13 protein-coding genes are annotated in these 19,906 nt (G+C 71.0%); 4 read left to right on the forward strand and 9 right to left on the reverse strand.

What is annotated here, in order from left to right; genetic code table 11:
* Positions 1-28 precede the first annotated feature (28 nt).
* Positions 29-562: a TerD family protein gene (locus FGW31_RS08320; protein WP_142192732.1), complete on the forward strand. Its 534-nt coding sequence runs from the start codon at positions 29-31 to the stop codon at positions 560-562.
* 139 nt (positions 563-701) lie between these two features.
* Here the strand turns inward: FGW31_RS08320 and FGW31_RS08325 are convergent, their stop codons facing one another.
* Positions 702-3,596, reverse strand: a complete 2,895-nt coding sequence (locus FGW31_RS08325; RefSeq protein ID WP_142192733.1) for a vitamin B12-dependent ribonucleotide reductase — start codon at positions 3,594-3,596, stop codon at positions 702-704.
* 164 nt (positions 3,597-3,760) lie between these two features.
* Complete coding sequence (nrdR, locus tag FGW31_RS08330) at positions 3,761-4,318, reverse strand: transcriptional regulator NrdR (protein ID WP_142192734.1); 558 nt, start codon at positions 4,316-4,318, stop codon at positions 3,761-3,763.
* Positions 4,319-4,893: 575 nt separating this feature from the next.
* On the opposite strand from nrdR, the gene lexA reads away from it, so the two are divergent.
* The gene (gene lexA / locus FGW31_RS08335; RefSeq protein ID WP_030845416.1) at positions 4,894-5,673 is read left to right on the forward strand and encodes a transcriptional repressor LexA; all 780 of its coding nucleotides are present in this window, start codon (positions 4,894-4,896) and stop codon (positions 5,671-5,673) included.
* 197 nt (positions 5,674-5,870) lie between these two features.
* Here the strand turns inward: lexA and FGW31_RS08340 are convergent, their stop codons facing one another.
* From FGW31_RS08340 to FGW31_RS08355, 4 genes are all read right to left on the reverse strand, one after another.
* On the reverse strand, positions 5,871-7,883 hold the full coding sequence (locus FGW31_RS08340; protein WP_142192735.1) for an ATP-dependent DNA helicase: 2,013 nt from the start codon (positions 7,881-7,883) through the stop codon (positions 5,871-5,873).
* Between the two features lie 230 nt (positions 7,884-8,113).
* A complete protein-coding gene (locus tag FGW31_RS08345; RefSeq protein ID WP_142192736.1) occupies positions 8,114-8,866 on the reverse strand; it encodes a GNAT family N-acetyltransferase in 753 nt (250 codons plus the stop codon).
* Positions 8,761-10,707 (reverse strand): IucA/IucC family protein, encoded by a 1,947-nt coding sequence (locus FGW31_RS08350; RefSeq protein WP_233452445.1) that lies wholly within the window; start codon positions 10,705-10,707, stop codon positions 8,761-8,763. The genes FGW31_RS08345 and FGW31_RS08350 overlap by 106 nt, the downstream gene beginning before the upstream one ends.
* Positions 10,708-10,906: 199 nt before the next feature.
* Positions 10,907-11,116 carry a hypothetical protein gene (locus FGW31_RS08355; protein WP_142192738.1) on the reverse strand — a complete coding sequence of 70 codons (210 nt, stop codon included), beginning with the start codon at positions 11,114-11,116 and terminating at the stop codon, positions 10,907-10,909.
* A 410-nt stretch (positions 11,117-11,526) separates the two neighbouring features.
* On the opposite strand from FGW31_RS08355, the gene FGW31_RS08360 reads away from it, so the two are divergent.
* Together FGW31_RS08360 and FGW31_RS08365 are read left to right on the forward strand one after the other, a co-directional pair.
* On the forward strand, positions 11,527-12,747 hold the full coding sequence (locus FGW31_RS08360) for a trypsin-like serine peptidase (protein ID WP_142192739.1): 1,221 nt from the start codon (positions 11,527-11,529) through the stop codon (positions 12,745-12,747).
* Between the two features lie 131 nt (positions 12,748-12,878).
* Positions 12,879-14,087, forward strand: coding sequence for a trypsin-like serine peptidase (locus tag FGW31_RS08365; RefSeq protein WP_142192740.1), 1,209 nt, complete (start codon positions 12,879-12,881; stop codon positions 14,085-14,087).
* Positions 14,088-14,154: 67 nt separating this feature from the next.
* Here FGW31_RS08365 and hflX read toward each other — a convergent pair whose 3' ends face one another.
* The 3 genes from hflX to FGW31_RS08380 form a co-directional block, all read right to left on the reverse strand.
* Positions 14,155-15,648, reverse strand: a complete 1,494-nt coding sequence (gene hflX / locus FGW31_RS08370; protein ID WP_142192741.1) for a GTPase HflX — start codon at positions 15,646-15,648, stop codon at positions 14,155-14,157.
* 159 nt (positions 15,649-15,807) lie between these two features.
* Positions 15,808-17,412, reverse strand: a complete 1,605-nt coding sequence (locus FGW31_RS08375) for a M1 family metallopeptidase (RefSeq protein ID WP_142192742.1) — start codon at positions 17,410-17,412, stop codon at positions 15,808-15,810.
* A 132-nt stretch (positions 17,413-17,544) separates the two neighbouring features.
* Positions 17,545-19,713 carry a RelA/SpoT family protein gene (locus FGW31_RS08380; protein ID WP_142192743.1) on the reverse strand — a complete coding sequence of 723 codons (2,169 nt, stop codon included), beginning with the start codon at positions 19,711-19,713 and terminating at the stop codon, positions 17,545-17,547.
* Between the last annotated feature and the right edge of the window lie 193 nt (positions 19,714-19,906).

Raw genomic sequence — 19,906 nt, forward strand, 5'->3', positions numbered from 1 at the left:
AGTACGGTCACGGGGAAGGGGAAGACTGGTGAACGGCCTGAACAAGGGCATCCGCAAGGTCGAGATCGCGCTGAGGTGGGACCCGAGTCCGGCGGGGCAGCCCTCCACCGACCTGGACCTTGTGGCAGCGCCCTATACGGCGGACGACCCGCATGGCGATCCCGCCTATGTGGTGCACTTCGACAGTCGCTCCCCGGACGGCACCATCACGCTCAGCCGGGACAGCCAGGACGGCAAGGGCTTCGGCTATGACGAGGTCATGATCCTGGAGCTGGACCGGCTCGACCGGCGGTACACGCGTGTGGTGGTCGGTGTCGTCATACAGCAGCACCAGGCGGAGCGGACGTTCTCCGGTGTGGGCAACCCCGGTCTGCGCATCCGCGAGGGCTACACGGTCCTGGCCGAGGACGACTTCGGCGGGGTCCCCGGGGCCACGGCGGCGACGGTCGCCGAGTTCGTCCGGGACGGTTCGGGTGCCTGGGAGTTCCGCTCCGGGGTCCAGGGCTTCGAGGGCGATCCGGCGGAGTTCCCGCGCGCGATGGGTGCGGCGCGCCGGTCGTGACACCGGACGGGCGCCGCCGGGCCTTCGCCTGACGCCGGTGCCGGACGTCGAGCGACGTCGAGGGCGGTGGTGCCGTTGACCGGCACCACCGCCCTCATTCATTCACGCACCGCGCACCGGGCGTCGCCGCCCGGAGGCGTCAGCTGCAGCCGCTCGTCGAGCCGCAGCCCTCGCAGATGTAGCAGGAACCGGCCCGCTGCATCTTCGTACCGCAGGAGAAGCACAGCGGGGCGTCGGCCTGGATGCCCAGCTGCATCTCCACCAGCTCGGCGCTGGTGTGCGCCTGCTTCGGGGCGGGCTTGGCCGCCTCGGCCTCGGCCTTCGGCGTGGCGACCGCCTTCAGCTCCTGGGCACGCGGCGCCGACTGGGCCAGACCCTCGACGTCGACCTCGTCGTCCGCCGGCTCGTACGAGCCGGTCTCCAGGTGGCGCTGGCGCTCCTCGGCGGAGTGGATGCCGAGCGCGGAGCGCGTCTCGAAGGGCAGGAAGTCCAGCGCCAGGCGGCGGAAGATGTAGTCGACGATCGACTGCGCCATCCGCACGTCCGGGTCGTCCGTCATGCCGGCCGGCTCGAAGCGCATGTTGGTGAACTTCGAGACGTACGTCTCCAGCGGCACGCCGTACTGGAGGCCGACCGAGACGGCGATGGAGAAGGCGTCCATCATGCCCGCGAGGGTGGAGCCCTGCTTGGACATCTTCAGGAAGACCTCGCCGAGACCGTCGTCCGGGTAGGAGTTGGCGGTCATGTAGCCCTCGGCGCCGCCGACCGTGAAGGAAGTGGTGATGCCGGGACGACCCTTCGGGAGACGCTTGCGGACCGGGCGGTACTCGACCACCTTCTCGACCGCGGTACGGATCGTCTCCTCGGCCTTCTCGGTGATCTCGGCCTTCTCCTTCTCCTTGGTCTTGGCGGAGAGCGGCTGGCCGACCTTGCAGTTGTCGCGGTAGATGGCGAGCGCCTTGACGCCCAGCTTCCAGGCCTCGAAGTAGATCTCCTCGACCTCCTCGACGGTCGCCGTCTCCGGCATGTTGACCGTCTTGGAGATGGCACCGGAGATCCAGGGCTGGATCGCGGCCATCATGCGGACGTGGCCCATCGGGGAGATGGCGCGCTCGCCCATGGCGCAGTCGAACACCTCGTAGTGCTCCTGCTTGAGACCGGGGGCGTCGATCACATTGCCGTGGTCGGCGATGTGGGCGACGATCGCCTCGATCTGCTCCTCCTGGTAGCCCAGGCGGCGCAGGGCCTGCGGGACGGTGCCGTTGACGATCTGCATCGAGCCGCCGCCGACGAGCTTCTTGAACTTCACCAGCGCCAGGTCGGGCTCGACACCGGTGGTGTCGCAGGACATCGCCAGACCGATGGTGCCGGTCGGGGCGAGCACGGACGCCTGGGAGTTGCGGAAGCCGTTCTTCTCGCCGAGGCGGACCACGTCCTGCCAGGCCTCGGTGGCGGCCGCCCACACCGGGGTGTCCAGGTCGTCCATGCGGACGGCGGTGCCGTTGGCGTCGGCGTGCTGCTGCATGACGCGCTTGTGGGCGTCGGCGTTGCGGGCGTAACCGTCGTACGGGCCGACGATCGCGGCGAGTTCGGCGGAGCGCCGGTAGGCCGTGCCGGTCATCAGGGAGGTGATGGCACCGGCGAGGGCGCGGCCGCCGTCGGAGTCGTAGGCGTGGCCGGTCGCCATCAGCAGGGCGCCGAGGTTGGCGTAGCCGATGCCGAGCTGGCGGAAGGCGCGGGTGTTCTCGCCGATCTTCTGGGTCGGGAAGTCCGCGAAGCAGATCGAGATGTCCATCGCGGTGATGACCAGCTCGACGACCTTCTGGAAGCGCTCGGTCTCGAACGACTGGTTGCCCTTGCCGTCGTCCTTGAGGAACTTCATCAGGTTCAGCGAGGCCAGGTTGCAGGACGTGTTGTCCAGGTGCATGTACTCGCTGCACGGGTTCGACGCGGTGATCCGGCCGGACTCGGGGCAGGTGTGCCAGTTGTTGATGACGCCGTCGTACTGGATGCCGGGGTCGGCGCAGGCCCAGGCGGCCTCGGCGATCTTGCGGAAGAGCGCCTTGGCGTCGACCTCCTCGATGACCTCGCCGGTCATCCGGGCGCGCAGGCCGAACTTGCCGCCCTGCTCGACCGCCTGCATGAACTCGTCGTTGACGCGGACCGAGTTGTTGGCGTTCTGGTACTGGACGGACGTGATGTCGTCGCCGCCCAGGTCCATGTCGAAGCCCGCGTCACGCAGGACGCGGATCTTCTCCTCTTCCTTGACCTTGGTCTCGATGAAGTCCTCGATGTCCGGGTGGTCCACGTCGAGGACGACCATCTTGGCGGCGCGGCGGGTGGCACCACCGGACTTGATCGTTCCGGCGGAGGCGTCGGCTCCGCGCATGAAGGAGACCGGACCGGAGGCGTTGCCGCCGGAGGACAGCAGTTCCTTGGAGGAGCGGATCCGGGACAGGTTCAGGCCGGCGCCGGAGCCGCCCTTGAAGATCATGCCCTCTTCCTTGTACCAGTCGAGGATCGACTCCATGGAGTCGTCGACGGACAGGATGAAGCAGGCGGACACCTGCTGGGGCTGAGGCGTGCCCACGTTGAACCACACGGGGCTGTTGAAGCTGAAGATCTGGTGCAGGAGGGCGTACGCCAGCTCGTGCTCGAAGATCTCGGCGTCGGCGGGCGAGGCGAAGTACTTGTTGTCCTCACCGGCCTTCCGGTACGTCTTCACGATGCGGTCGATCAGCTGCTTGAGGCTGGTCTCGCGCTGCGGGGTGCCCACGGCACCGCGGAAGTACTTGCTGGTGACGATGTTGACCGCGTTCACCGACCAGAAGTCGGGGAACTCGACGCCGCGCTGCTCGAAGTTGACCGAGCCGTCGCGCCAGTTGGTCATGACGACGTCACGGCGCTCCCAGGCCACCTCGTCGTAGGGGTGGACTCCGGGAGTGGTGTGGACGCGCTCGACACGCAGTCCCTTGCCGGCCTTGTTGCTCTTGGCTCGGGAACTCCGTGCCGGACCGCTCGCCGTCTCTGTCATGCCGCCTCCCTGTACGGGCGAAAACGCCCTGAAGTGCCCCGATGTTCCCGAGACACGGTGTTCTGTCTGATGCTGCGGGCGCCCACTCGCCTGCCCGCAACAGGTCTTCTTCATCGCCGCCGTCCGGCCGGTTCCCGCACCTGACGCGCGGGACCGCCCGCCGGTCAGCCGGCGGCGGTGGCGGGTTCGGGGACCTGGACGGCCCCTCCGGACCCGCTGTCGTCTTCCTGGCTCCCCGGGCCGGCCCCCTCGCCGTCCCCGTCGCCCTCGGCGGGCCGTTCCGCCCGCCGGAGTTCCGCGATCGCCGCCTCGAAGTCCTCCAGCGAGTCGAACGCCCGGTAGACGGACGCGAACCGCAGATAGGCGACGAGGTCGAGCTCCTGCAACGGGCCGAGTATGGCCAGCCCCACGTCATGAGTGGTCAGCTCGGCACTTCCGGTGGCCCGCACCGCCTCCTCGACCCGCTGGCCGAGCTGCGCCAGGGCGTCCTCGGTGACGGGCCGCCCCTGGCATGCCTTGCGCACACCGTTGATGATCTTGGTGCGGCTGAACGGCTCGGTGACTCCGGACCGCTTGACCACCATGAGCGAACACGTCTCCACGGTCGTGAAACGACGGGAGCAGTCCGGACACTGGCGGCGCCTGCGGATCGACGTGCCGTCGTCGGTCGTACGGCTGTCGACGACACGGCTGTCGGGGTGCCTGCAGAAGGGGCAGTGCATGAACTCCCTACCTTCCTCACAGCAGACTCAATGACCTCGCCAGGCCTCTTGGGCCTCACGAAGCAGCACCAGCATAGGCGATCGCAGAGGGCGCGAAGACCCGGGGGACCACAACTTCTGGGCTGCTGTTGCAATCCAACCACTAGATGTGGGGATTGGCGCATACATCCGTGCCCGGCACGCGTGTCGCGCCGATCGGAGCGGGCGCCGCGCCGCTTCCGCCTCCGCGGTACCCGCGCGCGCCCGCCCCACTCCTCCGGGAACTCCACGCGAATGAGGAGATGCGGTGGCCGAGGCGGGGAGGAGGCGTGCGGCTCCCGAAGAGAGCGAGGGCCTCTCCCCGCGCCCCGGGACGCCCGATGGCAGACTGGACCCCGCAATGCAGCAGGTCATCGCCCCGGCGGTGAAGAGTACAACAATAGGCCCGTTTGTCCGGCGGGAGTCGTCACAGCCAATACATGGCGACGAGAGATTGCGTAAGGGAATTCGCGTTTTTTCACTCGAACGTGTGTTTGGCGCAACCTTTCGAAAGCATCTACCGTTGTGCTGCAGGGAGACCATCGAGAGGGGCCGACGTGACCACCACCGCAGACAGTGCCGCCATTACCGCCCAGGACCGCTCCCAGGGCCGACTCGAGCCGGTACATGCGATGAACGAAGCCACCAATCCCGAGGGGCACAAGCGCTCCCTGCCGGGCCGACCTCCCGGCATCCGGGCTGACAGCTCCGGACTCACCGATCGCCAGCGCCGAGTGATCGAAGTCATCAGGGACTCGGTGCAGCGGCGGGGCTACCCGCCCTCGATGCGTGAGATCGGCCAGGCGGTCGGCCTGTCCAGCACCTCCTCCGTCGCGCACCAGCTGATGGCACTGGAGCGCAAGGGCTTCCTGCGCCGCGATCCGCACCGTCCGCGGGCCTACGAGGTGCGCGGTTCCGACCAGGCCGCCTCCGTCCAGCCGACGGACACCGCCGGCAAGCCGGCCGCGTCCTATGTGCCGCTGGTCGGCCGCATCGCCGCCGGTGGCCCGATCCTCGCCGAGGAGTCCGTCGAGGACGTCTTCCCCCTGCCCCGGCAGCTCGTCGGCGACGGCGAGCTGTTCGTCCTGAAGGTCGTCGGTGACTCCATGATCGAAGCGGCGATCTGCGACGGCGACTGGGTCACGGTCCGCCGTCAGCCGGTCGCCGAGAACGGGGACATCGTGGCGGCGATGCTCGACGGCGAGGCGACCGTCAAGCGCTTCAAGCGCGAGGACGGGCACGTCTGGCTGCTCCCGCACAACGCGGCCTACGAGCCGATCCCCGGCGACGACGCGACCATTCTCGGCAAGGTGGTGGCCGTTCTGCGCCGCGTCTGAGCACAGCGCGGGTCGGCTTCCGCCGCCGCCCCGCCCTCTGACCGGGCCCCGGAACCCCTGCGCCGGTTCCGGGGCCCTGTGCTGTCCGGACTCGGGGTCGGCGATGGCCCGGACGGACACCCGACCCGCCGGTGGTCGTCCGGATCCCGTCGTCGAGCGGTGGCGTGTCGCCGCGGGACGACGCGCCACCGCCCCGGTCACTGCGCTTCCGTCTGCGCCTGCTCTCGGGCTTCCGCCTCGGCCTCCGCCTGCTGGGCAGCCGCGTCGATCGCGGCCAGCGACTTCCTGACCTGGTTACGGTCCGTGGTGTACCAGAAGTCCGGCAGCGAAGCCTTCAGATAGCTCCCGTAGCGGGCGGTCGCCAGCCGCTGGTCGAGTACGGCGACGACACCGCGGTCTCCCGAAGCCCGTACGAGACGGCCCGCGCCCTGCGCCATGAGCAGCGCCGCGTGGGTCGCGGCGACCGCCATGAAGCCGTTGCCGCCGGCCTCCTCAACGGACTTCTGGCGGGCGCTCATCAGGGGGTCGTCCGGGCGCGGGAACGGGATCTTGTCCATCACCACCAGCTGGCAGCTCGGACCCGGCACATCGACGCCCTGCCACAGCGACAGCGTGCCGAAGAGGCAGGTTCTGGGATCGGCCGCGAAGTTCTTGATCAGTTCGCCGAGCGTCTCCTCGCCCTGGAGCAGGATCGGGAACTCGGGGATGCGGACGCGCAGTTCCTCGGCGGCGAGCTGCGCCGCACGCATCGACGAGAACAGCCCCAGCGTGCGGCCGCCCGCCGCCTGGATCAGCTCGGTGAGCTCGTCCAGCATGTCCGCGCGGTCACCGTCACGGGCCGGACGCGCCAGGTGCTTCGCGACGTACAGGATGCCCTGCCTGGGGTAGTCGAACGGCGAACCGACGTCCACTCCCTTCCACTGCGGGAGATCGTCGCCCTCCGCCCCCTCGGGACCGAGCCCCAGCGACGCCCCCACGCCGTTGAAGTCACCGCCCAGCTTCAGCGTCGCCGATGTCAGCACGACGGAACGGTCGGTGAAGAGTTTCTCCCGCAGCAGACCGGAGACGGACATGGGAGCGACCCTCAGGGACGCGCCGAACCGGTCGTGGCGCTCGTACCAGACGACGTCCCACTCGGAGCCGTGGGTGATCCGCTCCGCCACGTCGTGCACGCTCTCCACGGACGCCAGCGCCTGCTTGCGGACCGCGTCCTCGTCCTGCACGGACTTGTCACGGGTGGCCCCGATCGCGGAGATCACCGTCCGGCAGGCGTCGCGCAGCGCCATGAGCGCGTATCCGAGATCCTCCGGGATCTCTTCCAGCCGGCCGGGGAGCGCCAGCTCCATCAGCCGCTCGAATCCTTCGGCGGCGGTCTGGAGCTGGTCGGCGGCCTTCTCGTTGACCAGCTTCGCGGCACGGCGCACCGCGCGGTTGACCTGTCCCGGGGTGAGCTCCCCGGTGGCGACCCCGGTGACCCGGGATACCAGCTCATGGGCCTCGTCGACGATCAGCACCTCGTGCTGCGGAAGCACCGGAGCACCTTCGATGGCGTCGATCGCGAGGAGCGCGTGATTGGTGACGACCACCTCGGCCAGCTTGGCGCGCTCGCGGGCCATCTCGGCGAAGCACTCGGCGCCGTAGGCGCACTTCGTGGCGCCCAGGCACTCCCGCGACGACACCGACACCTGGGACCAGGCCCGGTCGGAGACACCCGGGGTCAGGTCATCCCGGTCACCGGTCTCCGTCTCGTCGGACCAGTCCCGCAGGCGCAGCAGGTCCTGGCCCAGCTTGCTGGTGGGAGCCGCCGCCTCGAACTGGTCGAAGAGCCCTTCCTCCTCGTCCTGCGGCATGCCCTCGTGGAGGCGGTGCAGGCACAGGTAGTTGGAGCGGCCCTTGAGCATCGCGAACTCCGGACGGCGGCGCAGCAGCGGATGCAGCGCGTCGACCGTGCGCGGAAGGTCACGCTCCACGAGCTGGCGCTGGAGCGCAAGAGTGGCCGTGGCCACGACGACTCGTTCCCCGTGCGCGAGCGCGGGCACCAGGTAGCCCAGCGACTTTCCGGTGCCGGTACCGGCCTGGACCAGCAGATGGGCTCCGTCGTCGATCGCCTCGGCGACGGCTTCGGCCATGGCCACCTGGCCGGGACGCTCCGTGCCGCCGACGGCAGTGACGGCAGCGTGCAGGAGTTCGGGGAGTGAGGGCTTCGTCATAGCGCGACCACCCTACGGCCCGGCACTGACATTCGTGCGCTCACGACGAGTGCCGGGGATGCGATCAGGACGGCGGCGCCTCGGCCGGGATGCGGTGGGGCCGCGGGAGATCCCGGGCGTGGATGGTCGGACCGCGCCGGTGCCTGGGACCGGCAAAAAAATCTGCAACGCGGTCGGGAACTCCGGCGGCTCATCATGCGTACGCCATGTGACAGATCGAACACGGATCGCTACATCAGATGTCGCAGGGACCGGTCCCTGACCATGAGGGCGACCCGCTTGGTGGGCAGATCCAGTTCGGCGGCGAAACGGAAACCGGAGTTCAGGAAGGCGGTGACGGACGGGATGTTGCGCAGGTCGGGTTCCGCGACGACCCGTGCCGAGGCGGGATTGTTGTCGAGGACGAGGTCGGCGACAGCTCTGAGCAGAATGCCGCCGAGGCCCCGCCCCCGGTCGCCGGCGGTGCCGATGAGGAGGTGGACCCCGGTGTCGTGGGGTTGTGCGGGGTAGTGGCGGGACAGGGGGTCGAGGTCCGCGCGGTAGATCTCCCAATAGCTCATCGGCGCACCGTCCAGGATGCCCAGGCACGGAACGCTTCGGCCGTCGCCGTCGAACTGGGCGCGCACATGGTCGGCCGTCACCGCGGGCGGTCCGGACAACTCCCAGAACGCGGCCACGGCGGGGTCGTTCATCCACTGGGCGAGCAGGGGCAGGTCTCGTTCGAGGCGGACCGGGACGAGCCGGAACACGCCCGCGGGTGTGCGTGCCGGTGCCCAGACGTCGAGGTGGTCGACCGTGTCGTGGACGTCGGCGGCGGCCTGGGGTCCGTCGTCGGCGGGCGTCTCGTCACGGGAGGGGGCGCGGGAACGGCGGAGTGTCACGAGTGCAGGGGGTTGGTGAGGGAGACATAGACGGACTGGGTGTCGACCGGGCCGACGAGTTCGTCGAGGCCGTGCAGCCGGGTCAGCAGATTGGCCTTGCAGCGCACGACGGGTGAGTCGAGAAGACGGGCGGGCAGGGTGCTGCGCGTCCGGGCCGGGCCGGACGCGGACCCGGCGAGGAAGCGGCGGAAGGCGGCGAGCAACAGCCGCTCGTCACACAGGCGTTGGGAGCCGAAGGCGCCGATCAGACCGAAGACGTTGTTGACGCCCAGGTAGTAGGCGAAGCGTTCGTCGGCGACCTCGTCGGGCACGAAGGTGTCGCTGTGCTCGCCGATACCGGGCAGCCGGGCATCGAGTTCCGCGCGTCGCGACGCGCGGAAGTAGTAGCCCTGGTTGTCGCGGTAGCGGCCGCCCGCCGGCCAGCCGTGGGGGTCCAACAGGACCAGGGTGTTCTGCTGGTGCGCCTCCAGCGCGACCCCGGCCTCCCCGTCGAGCCACAGCACGGGACGCACCACGTGTTCGAGGTAGCGCAGGAACCACTCGACGGCAACGGCTGGCGCGGGTCGCCCGGTTCGGGCGGCGAGCCGGGCGATGAGCCCGGCCAGCCGGGACCGCATGAACGGCCCGGACGGGTCCGTCCGGACCGGGATCGTGCCGGCCTGTGCTTCCGGCCCGGAAGCGTCATCACCAGCGTGCGAGAGCACTTGAGGGAGGGGAGAGACGAGACCGGCGACGCAGGCGACGTCGTCGGACGGCCGGAACGGGTTGTGCCGGATCACCAGGTCGAGCCCGGGCAGCGGTGCACCGGACGGGCCGTTCACGGCGAGCCAGGCGGGGTCGCGCACGATGTCGAATTCGGGATGGGCGGCCCGCCACCGCTGGGACAGACCGGTGCGCAGCAGACGGTGGACCTCGACACCGCGGTGGAGTTCCTTGCGGAGGTTCTCCCGCCGGGAATTGGTGATGTGCAGGCCCAGCGACAGCTTGAGCATGGCGGGAGCGCCGGTCCGGTGGACGGTGCGCACGGAGGAGGTGGGGTACCAGGGGGCGCCGTGACTGCCGAGGTCGCGGAGCAGCCCGGCGGCCAGCAGGGCGGCGAACTCGGGGCGGTGGCGGACCTGGCGGAGTTGCCAGGGGTGTACGGGAAGGGCCACGAACCCGTCCGGCAGGGGCAGTTCGGCTCCGGCGAGCCGTGCCGTGAGCAGGGCCGCGGGGACTCGGCGTCCGCGCTCCGTCCAGGCGGAGTCGGTGGCGAGCAGGGAGGGAGCGACAGCCACCCAGTGCAGGGGGAAGGTACCGCGCAGCTCGGGTGAGTAGCGCTGCGCCTCGACGTCGGAGAGACCTTCGCGGCTCTTCGGGGCCGGGTGCAGCGGATGGCCCAGGACGAGTGCCTGCTCGGCGGCGAGGAAGAGGTCGGGAGGGTCGGCCGGGTTCGCCCGTCGGTCGGTGATGAAGCGGGCGACGCGCCGGACGGAGTCGGCGACACGTGAAACGAGGTCGGCGCCGTCGCCGAGTGTGGGAACGGAGGACGAGGTGCCAGTGGTGTACGGCGGTTCGAGGGCCGGTGTGGGTCGGGTGCGGGGCGCAGCCGCATGCTGGAGGCCGGTGCTTTCCCTGCTCAGAAGGGCTGCGAGCAGGGCGGCGTCGACGGGTGGGGCGGTGGTCCGGGCGTCGGCCAACTGCGGGAGGCCGAAGCGGTGCCAACCCGTCGGGGACCAGTACCGGACGGGAACCAGCAGGGTCGTGCCGCTGGACGGAAGAGGGATGCACAGGAGGTCGCCGTCCGGCGGGGCAAGGCCGGTCTCCCGCGCCCAGCAGCGCAGCAGGTTCTCCGTGGCCGCGGCTTGGGCCGCCCTCTGGGGGTCGGGGTCCTCCAGGGGACACCCTCGAAAAGCCGGGAGCCGTTCGGTGCCGGGCCGTTCCCGGCCCTGGTGCGGAAGCACAGGGTGAGTGAGGTCGGCCGGAGCGGGGGCGGTGGGGTGCAAGGCGGGTCCTCAGGGAGTGGTTCCGGGGAACGCGGTGCCGGAGCAGGCGTGGGCTACGGGCACGGCCGACGGGCGGTCTCGGATCTGCCGGCCGCGGCCCGACCGGGAGGTGAGAGGCGAACGGCCGCGGCTGTGCGGCCTCGGACGTGCCTCAGCCTCAGCCGGCCCGCGCCTGGACCGCCGCCTGGTGGACGTGCGGAGGTGGGCTCGCGTCGATGAGCGGCACGCCCGCGACGGCCACGCCGCGCACCCGCCCGGCAGCCAGTGGCAGGGCCCCGGCGCGACGGTCCGCCGCGGCGGACCGGCCGTGCGCCCCGCCCTCAGCCACCGGAGAGGCGTCCACCGGCGGCACGGCAGTGCCTTCCACCGTCCGCCCGGTACACGCTGTCCGATCCGTTGGTTCCGCCATCGTGCTCCGCCCTCCGCCGTGCGGCCGCCCGGCCGCGGCCACGGGGCTCCGCACGCAGGTGGGCGGACCCCATCGCTACCAACCCCGGACCGCTCGCCGGGTTACGGTCGCGCTGCGGTCCCTGCCCCTCCCGGTCCGCGGTGACAGGGCGGGCCCACGGCCTCAAAACGGCCGAACTACGGACGATTGGCCAGGTCAGGCGGCTTGTAGCCGAACCGTTGCCGTTCCGTCGGACGTCCCCCACAGCCAGCGCATAGTGTGTGGTGCCGTTCCCGAAGGCCGCGGGAGTGCCTGCGAGTTCCGTGTCGGATCCAGGCGGGTCCGCGGCCGAAAGCGCCATGTTCGTTCATTTCAGGGGGAGTCAGATCATGCGATCCATACGGCCGTCGTCCACCGCTCACCGAGGGGGGAGGACGCGCCGCAGGACCTCCCCCGTGCTGGCCGCCATCGCGCTCGTCTCGGCGCTCGCCCTCACGACCACCGCCTGCGAGTCGGGAGACACCGACGCGAGCGCCGACGCCTCCGCCACAGCCGGTACCGACGACGGCAAGCTCAAGATCCCGGACGACATCAAGGACCGGCTCAAGGAGCACGGGATCGACATCGACAAGTGGCGGGACGGCGCCTGGAAGGACTGGGACAAGGACAAGTGGCTCAGGGAGGCCAAGGACTACGTCAACCCGATCATCGAGGACCTGTGGGACCCGGACCGCATGCGGGACGCCGAGGAACCCGACCAGGGGGTCGACGAGAACGACATCTCCGGTGACCAGGGCGTGACCGACCCCACGCCGGAACCGGTGCAGGCGGCGGCCGTTCCGCCGTCGTACCACACCAGCGCGCCCGCCGCGGGCAAGGTGTTCTTCGACTCGCCCGAGGGCACCATGGTCTGCTCGGCGACGGTCGTGCAGGACCCGGCCAACCCCGGCAAGTCCAACATGGTGTGGACGGCCGGCCACTGCGTGCACGCGGGCAAGAAGGGCGGCTGGTACCGCAACATCGCCTTCGTGCCGTCGTACAACGACGCGGGCAGGTCGGCCAAGGAGCTGGAGAGCGCCACCAAGGAGGAGATCGCCCCGTACGGCGTCTGGTGGGGTGACTGGGCGCAGACCTCCGACCAGTGGATCGAGCAGGGCGGCTCCACCGGCGGTGACGGCGCCTCGTACGACTTCGCCGTCATCCATGTCACGCCGGAGAAGGGCGGTGACGGCAAGTCGCTGGAGGAGACGGTCGGTTCGGCGCTCCCGGTGGACTTCAACGCCCCCGCCGTGCCGAAGGTGAAGGAGATGACGGCGATCGGCTACCCGGCCGCTCCGCCGTACGACGGGCAGACGCTGTACCGCTGCCAGGACCGGCCCGGCCGGCTGTCGATCAGTTCCTCCGACCCGACGATGTACCGCATCGGGTGCAGCATGACGGCGGGTTCGTCCGGCGGCGGCTGGGTCGCCGCGGGCTCGGACGGCAAGCCCGCGCTGGTGTCCAACACCTCGATCGGCCCGGTGACCTCCGGCTGGCTCGCCGGTCCGCGGCTGGGTGAGGACGCCAAGGGCGTGTACGACTCGGTCAGCGAGAAGTTCGCCGGCCAGTGACCGACGTGCCCGGTCCCGGGTACGGCCGCGCGCCCGGGACCGGGCCGGGCGGCGACGCCGGACGTCGCCGCCCGAGCGGAAGATGCACGCGCGGCAGGACATTTATTCGCCACAACGGGGGTCATCGCACCATGCGTTCCACTCGTACGTCCGCTCCGCTCAGGCGTGGACGTCGCACCGTCCTCACCGCCACCGGCCTCGTCGCCGTCCTGGCGCTCACCGCGACCGCGTGCGGCGGTTCCGAGGAGGACAAGGCGAGCGGCAAGCCCGACGCCGGCACCTCGCAGGCCGCCGACAGCGACGGCGGCAAGGTCCGGATCCCGTCCGACATAGCGGACAAGCTCAAGGAGCACGGGATCGACGCCGACCAGTGGAAGAACGGCGGCTGGGAGGACTGGGACAAGGACAAGTGGCTCAGGGAGGCCAAGGACTTCGTCAACCCGGTGATCGAGGGCCTGTGGAAGCCGGAGCGGATGCGTTCCGCCGAGGAGGCGGACAAGACCGTCACGACCAAGGACGCCTCGGCGGCCCAGGGCGTCAGTGACCCGGAGCCGGCCCCGGTCGAGGCCCAGGCCGAGAAGACGCCGTACCACGAGAACGCGGCCCCGGTCGGCAAGGTGTTCTTCGACTCCCCCGACGGCCCGAGCGTCTGCTCCGGCACCGTGATCAAGGACGTCAACCACCCGGGCAAGTCCAACCTGGTCTGGACGGCCGGGCACTGCGTCCACGCCGGCGGCAACGGCGGCTGGTACCGCAACCTGGTCTTCGTCCCCGCCTACAACGACCTCGGCAAGTCCGAGGCGGAGCTCGGCAACGCCAACGCGTCCGAGATCGCGCCCTACGGCAACTGGTGGGCGGACTGGGCCTCCACCTCCAACGGCTGGATCCAGGGCGGCTCGGAGACGGGCGGCGACGGAGCGGCGTACGACTACGCCGTGCTGCACGTGAAGCCGGAGCAGGGCAGCAAGTCACTGGAGGAGACCGTCGGCGCCGCGCTCGACGTGGACTTCTCCGCCCCGTCCGCGGCCGAGGCGGGCGAGATGGGCGCCTGGGGCTACCCGGCCGCGCCGCCCTACAACGGCCTGCAGATGTTCAAGTGCCTCGACGCCCCGGGCCGCTTCTCCCTCAGCACCGGCCTGCCGACGATGTACCGCATCGGCTGCACCATGACCGGCGGCTCGTCCGGCGGCGGCTGGTTCCGGGTGCTCGACGGCAAGACGGTGCTGGTCTCCAACACCTCGATCGGCCCGACCGACAACACCTGGCTGGCGGGCCCGCAGCTGGGCCGGGACGCCGAGGCGCTGTACCAGAACATGAGCAAGACCTACGGCGGTCAGTGATCCGCGCATGACGAAGGCCCCCCCCCCCCCCGGGGGGGGGGGGGGCCTCGGTACTGCCGGGGGCCGGTCAGCCGGCCGGGGTGAGAACGTACGGCGTGAGTTCCGCCGCGAGTTCCTCGTGGACCCGCACCTTGAGCAGGGTGCCCTCCGCGGTGTGCTCCTCGGAGACCACCTCGCCCTCGTCATGGGCGCGGGCGACCAGCTTGCCGTGGGTGTACGGCACGAGCGCCTCGATCTCCACCGACGGGCGGGGCAGCTCGTTGTCGATCAGCGCGAGCAGTTCCGCGATGCCCTGGCCGGTGCGGGCCGAGACGGCGATCGAACGCTTCTCCACCCGCAGCAGGCGCTGGAGCGTCAGCGGGTCGGCCGCGTCGGCCTTGTTGATCACCACGATCTCGGGCACACCGGTGGCGCCGACGTCCCTGATCACCTCGCGCACGGCGGCCAGCTGCTCCTCCGGGACCGGGTGCGAACCGTCCACCACGTGGAGGATCAGGTCGGAGTCGCCGACCTCCTCCATGGTGGAGCGGAACGCCTCGACCAGGTGGTGCGGCAGGTGCCGGACGAAGCCGACGGTGTCGGCCAGCGTGTACAGCCGTCCGCTCGGGGTCTCGGCCCGGCGCACGGTCGGGTCGAGGGTCGCGAACAGGGCGTTCTCGACCAGCACACCCGCGCCCGTGAGGCGGTTGAGCAGGGACGACTTGCCTGCGTTGGTGTAGCCCGCGATGGCCACGGACGGCACCTTGTTGCGCCTGCGCTCCTGGCGCTTGATCTCGCGGCCGGTCTTCATCTCCGCGATCTCACGGCGCATCTTCGCCATCTTCTCGCGGATCCGGCGCCGGTCCGTCTCGATCTTGGTCTCACCGGGACCACGGGTGGCGAGGCCGCCGCCCTTGCCGCCGCCCATCTGCCGGGACAGCGACTGACCCCAGCCGCGCAGTCGCGGCAGCATGTACTGCATCTGCGCGAGTGCGACCTGCGCCTTGCCCTCTCGGGACTTGGCGTGCTGGGCGAAGATGTCGAGGATCAGCGCCGTGCGGTCGATGACCTTGACCTTGACGACGTCCTCGAGGTGGATCAGCTGGCCCGGGCTGAGCTCACCGTCGCAGATGACGGTGTCCGCGCCCGTCTCCAGCACGATGCCGCGCAGTTCCTCGGCCTTGCCGGAGCCGATGTAGGTCGCCGCGTCCGGCTTGTCGCGGCGCTGGATCACGCCGTCGAGGACGAGCGCACCGGCCGTCTCCGCGAGGGCGGCGAGCTCCGCGAGGGAGTTCTCCGCGTCCTGCACGGTTCCCGAGGTCCACACACCGACGAGGACGACGCGCTCCAGACGGAGCTGCCGGTACTCGACCTCGGTGACGTCCTCGAGTTCGGTCGACAGACCCGCGACCCGGCGGAGGGCCGCACGCTCCGAGCGGTCGAACTGGTCGCCGTCCCGCTCCGAGTCGGTGTCGAGGCTCCAGGCGACGTCCTCTTCCATCAGGGCATCGGCCCGAAGACCCTCGGGGTAGGTGTGCGCGAGGCGCTTGGTGTCCTGGGAAGGGGAAGAAGAGGAGGTCATTGGGTCCTTACGTCGTTGGGAAACCGTCTGCGGCGACGGACCGGGTCCGGGGACCTTTCCGTCACTGTGCACAACGTCCGGGGGCCCCGGGAGATTCCCGTGTCCCGCGTTGTGCGAACCCGACGATGGTCGCACGGCGCGGCCCGTCCGGTCACCGTGTTATTCCCCGCTCCCGTCCGGTCGATGCGGGCCCGTGCCCGACGGGAGGTCGGCACGGTGCTCGCGCGTGCCGGGCCGCGGGTCGGGGGTGGCGGCCCGGGCCGTGGACGTCCACTCCGGGTGGCCCGGCATGGGCGGGGTCTTCGCCCCGTACAGCCAGGGGTGCAGGAAGTCGGTCAGGTCGCGTCCGGCGGTCTCGGATGCCAGGCGGACGAAGTCGGAGGTCGTGGCCGTGCCGTCGCGGTGGCGCGTGACCCACGCGCGTTCCAGGCGCTCGAAGGCGCTGCGGCCGATCTCCTGGCGCAGCGCGTACAGCACGAGGGCGCCGCCGGCGTAGACGTTGGGCCGGAAGATGCCGGTCCTGCGGCCCGGCTCCGGGGCCTTCGGCGCGGCGGGCGGTCCGCCGTCGGCGCGCCAGCCGTCGGACGCCTCGTACGCGGCCTTCATCCGGGCTTCGAGCGAGCGACCGCCCCGCTCCTGCGCGTACAGGACCTCGTACCAGGTGGCGTGTCCCTCGTTGAGCCACAGGTCGGACCAGGTGCGGGGGCTGACGCTGTTGCCGAACCACTGGTGCGCCAGCTCGTGCACCATGATCGACTCGACGTACCAGGCGGGGTGGGCGGGGTCGGTGAACAGGCCGTGTTCGAAGAGGGAGAGCGTCTGGGTCTCCAGCGCGAAGCCGGTGGACGCATCGGCCACGAGCAGCCCGTAGGTGGCGAACGGGTAGCGCCCGACTCGCTTCTCCATCCAGGAGATCTGCGCGGGGGTCTTCGCCAGCCACGGCTCGAGCGCCGCGCGGTGCTCGGTGGGGACGACGTCCCGCAGGGGCAGGCCGTGCGGGCCGGTGCGGCGCGGCACCGCGGAACGGCCGATGGACACCTGGGCCAGTTCGGTGGCCATGGGGTGCAGGGTGCGGTACGTCCAGGTGGTGGCGCCGCGTGTGCGGTCGACTCCGGCGGGCAGTCCGTTGGCGACGGCGGTGTGGCCGTCGGGGGCGGTGATCCGGAAGGTGAAGTCCGCCTTGTCAAAGGGGTGGTCGTTGCAGGGGAACACCAGGTGGGCGGCGTCGGCCTGGTTGGCCAGGGCGAGTCCGTCCGCGGTGCGCACCCAGCCGCCCTCCCCGCTTGCGGCCACCGGGTCGCTGGTGTGCCGCACGGTGATGCGCGTCCAGCGGCCCTCGTCCAGGTCGTCCTCGGGGGTGATCACGAGGTCCTCGCCGGCGCTGGTGAAGGCGGCCGGTTCGCCGTCGACGTCGACCGAGTGGACCGTGCCGTGGGCGAAGTCGAGGTTGATCCGTTCCAGGTCGGCGGTGGTGCGGGCCTCCAGGGTGGTGACGGCCCGCAGGGGCCTGTCGTTGCGGCCCGGGTAGTCGAGGGCGATGTCGTACGACAGCACGTCGTATCCGGGGTTGCCCAGGTGGGGGAAGAGGCGGTCGCCGATGCCCAGCGGGACGACGGGGGCGCCGGCGGCGACCAGGCAGACGGAGACGGCGGAGGCGAGCACGGCCGTGGCGGCGCGTCGGCGGCCTGCGTGGCCGGTGCCCGCGCGGCGGATCCGGTGGGGGGCCTGACCGCTCGGGGCGTGTCGGTGGGGGGAGGGCGGCATGCGTCACGGCTATCAGCGCATGCGTGTGTCGCGACGACGGCGCGCTCCCACCCCACCCGATCGGATCATCACACCGCCATGTCGGTACGCCGAGCGCCCGACGCCCTCCACGGGCGCTACCGGGAAGCGGCGTCAGGCGCCCGGAGTGTGCGACTGGGCCCGGCTGACGTCGTACACGCCGGCGACGTGGCGCATCGCACGCATGAGGGAGGGCAGCCGTGCGGCGTCCCGCAGCTGCACGGTGTACGTGTGCCGTACCTGCTGCCGGTCCGGCGGTTCGACGGTCGCGGAGACGATCTCGGCGCCTTCGAGGGCCATGGCCTCGGTGAGGTCCGCGAGCAGATGCGGACGGACGAACGATTCCGCGACCAGCGTGACCCGGCATTCGGCACCCTCCCCCCAGCGCGCACCGACCTCCGCGCGCCCGGCGCCCTTCATGCGCGCCACCGCCGGGCACCCGGCCCGGTGCACGGTGACCGCTCCCCCGCGTACGGCGAAGCCGGTCACCTCGTCGGGCGGTACGGGTGTGCAGCAGCCGGCGAGCCGGACGGTGGCGCCGGGCCGGTCGACGAGCACCTGGGCGGCGGCGGGTCGGCCGGGCGCCGCTTCCGACGGCTCGGGCGCCCGGGGAGCGGCGGAGGCGACGGCCGCTGGCCGCGGGGCCGCCGCCGTTTCGGGCGCGGCCGTTTCGTCGGGCGCGGGACGGGCGGTGAGCCTTCGCTGGATGGCGATCCGGGCCGCGGGGGTGTGGGCGTGTTCCAGCCACTCCCTGGACGGTTCGGAGGCGGGGTCCTGGCCCATGAGGAGCTGGACGGTGTCGCCGTCCTTCAGGACGGTGCTCAGGGTGGCCAGCCGTCCGTTGACCCTGGCGCCCATGCACGCGTGCGCGTCCTCGCCGTACTGCGCGTAGGCGGCGTCCACGCAGGTCGCCCCCTCGGGCAGGCCGAGTGTGCCGCCGTCGGGGCGGAAGACGGTGATCTCGCGGTCCTGGGCGAGGTCCTCGCGCAGGGTGGACCAGAAGGTGTCGGGGTCGGGCGCGCCCCGCTGCCATTCGAGGAGCCGGGAGAGCCAGCCGGGCCGGGTGGGGTCGACGCGTTCGCCGTCGCTCGTGGACTGCTCCTCGGGCGGGGCGGCGTAGGGGTTGCCGAGCGCGACCACTCCGGCCTCGGCGACCTTGTGCATCTGGTGGGTGCGGATGAGGACTTCGACGACCTGGCCGTCCTCGCGGGCCACGGCGGTGTGCAGCGACTGGTACAGGTTGAACTTCGGTACGGCGATGAAGTCCTTGAACTCCGAGACCACGGGCGTCATGCAGGTGTGCAGCTCGCCCAGGACGCCGTAGCAGTCGGCGTCCTCGTTCACCAGCACCAGCAGCCGGCCGAAGTCGGCGCCGCGCAGCCGCCCGCGTTTGCGGGACACGCGGTGCACGGAGACGAAGTGGCGCGGGCGGATGAGGACGTCCGCGGTGATGTCGGCCTCGCGGAGCACCGTGCGCACGTCCTCGGCGACCTCGGCGAGCGGATCGTCCGCGCGGGCCGCGTTGCCGACGATCAACTCCCGTGTGTGTGCGTACTCCTCGGGATGCAGGATGGCGAAGACCAGGTCCTCCAGCTCCGTCTTGAGCGCCTGGACGCCCAGGCGTTCGGCGAGCGGGATCAGGACGTCGCGGGTGACCTTGGCGATGCGTTCCTGCTTCTCCTGGCGCATCACCCCGAGGGTGCGCATGTTGTGCAGCCGGTCGGCGAGTTTGATCGACATCACCCGGACGTCGTTGCCGGTGGCGACGAGCATCTTGCGGAAGGTCTCGGGCTCGGCGGCGGCGCCGTAGTCGACCTTCTCCAACTTGGTGACGCCGTCGACGAGATACCGGACCTCCTCGCCGAACTCCTCGCCCACCTGGTCGAGCGTCACGTCCGTGTCCTCGACGGTGTCGTGCAGCAGGGACGCGGTCAACGTCGTCGTCTCCGCGCCGAGTTCGGCGAGGATCAGGGTCACGGCGAGGGGGTGCGTGATGTACGGCTCGCCGCTCTTGCGCATCTGGCCGCGGTGGGAGGACTCCGCCAACAGGTAGGCGCGGCGCAGGGGTTCGAGATCGGCGTCGGGGTGGTGGGCGCGATGGGCGTCGACCACGTGCCCGATGGCGTCGGGGAGGCGGTCGCGGGCGGCGGGGCCGAGGAGTGCCGCACGGCCCAGTCGGCGCAGGTCGAGCCGGGGGCGGGCCTTCCTGCGGGAACCCGCGGCGGTGACGTGACCCGATGTCACCGGACCTGGGCTCGCGGGATTGACGGCCTCCGCGTTCATGGACACCTCCGGCTGCGTGGACCGGCGGACGGTGTGCCCCAGGGCGGACTCGGGCTCAGGGGACGGCGATCGTCCCCCACCGTCCGGGCCGGTGCTTGATGCTACCGAGCCCGGAGCCACCGGGCTCACCGCCTCCGGCCGAGCGTGAAACGGATCACCCCTTCGAGCGAAGGCCGCCGGAGCGTCGCTTTTA

This window comes from Streptomyces calvus (assembly GCF_006782915.1).
In the GTDB taxonomy this organism is placed as follows: Bacteria; Actinomycetota; Actinomycetes; order Streptomycetales; family Streptomycetaceae; genus Streptomyces; species Streptomyces calvus.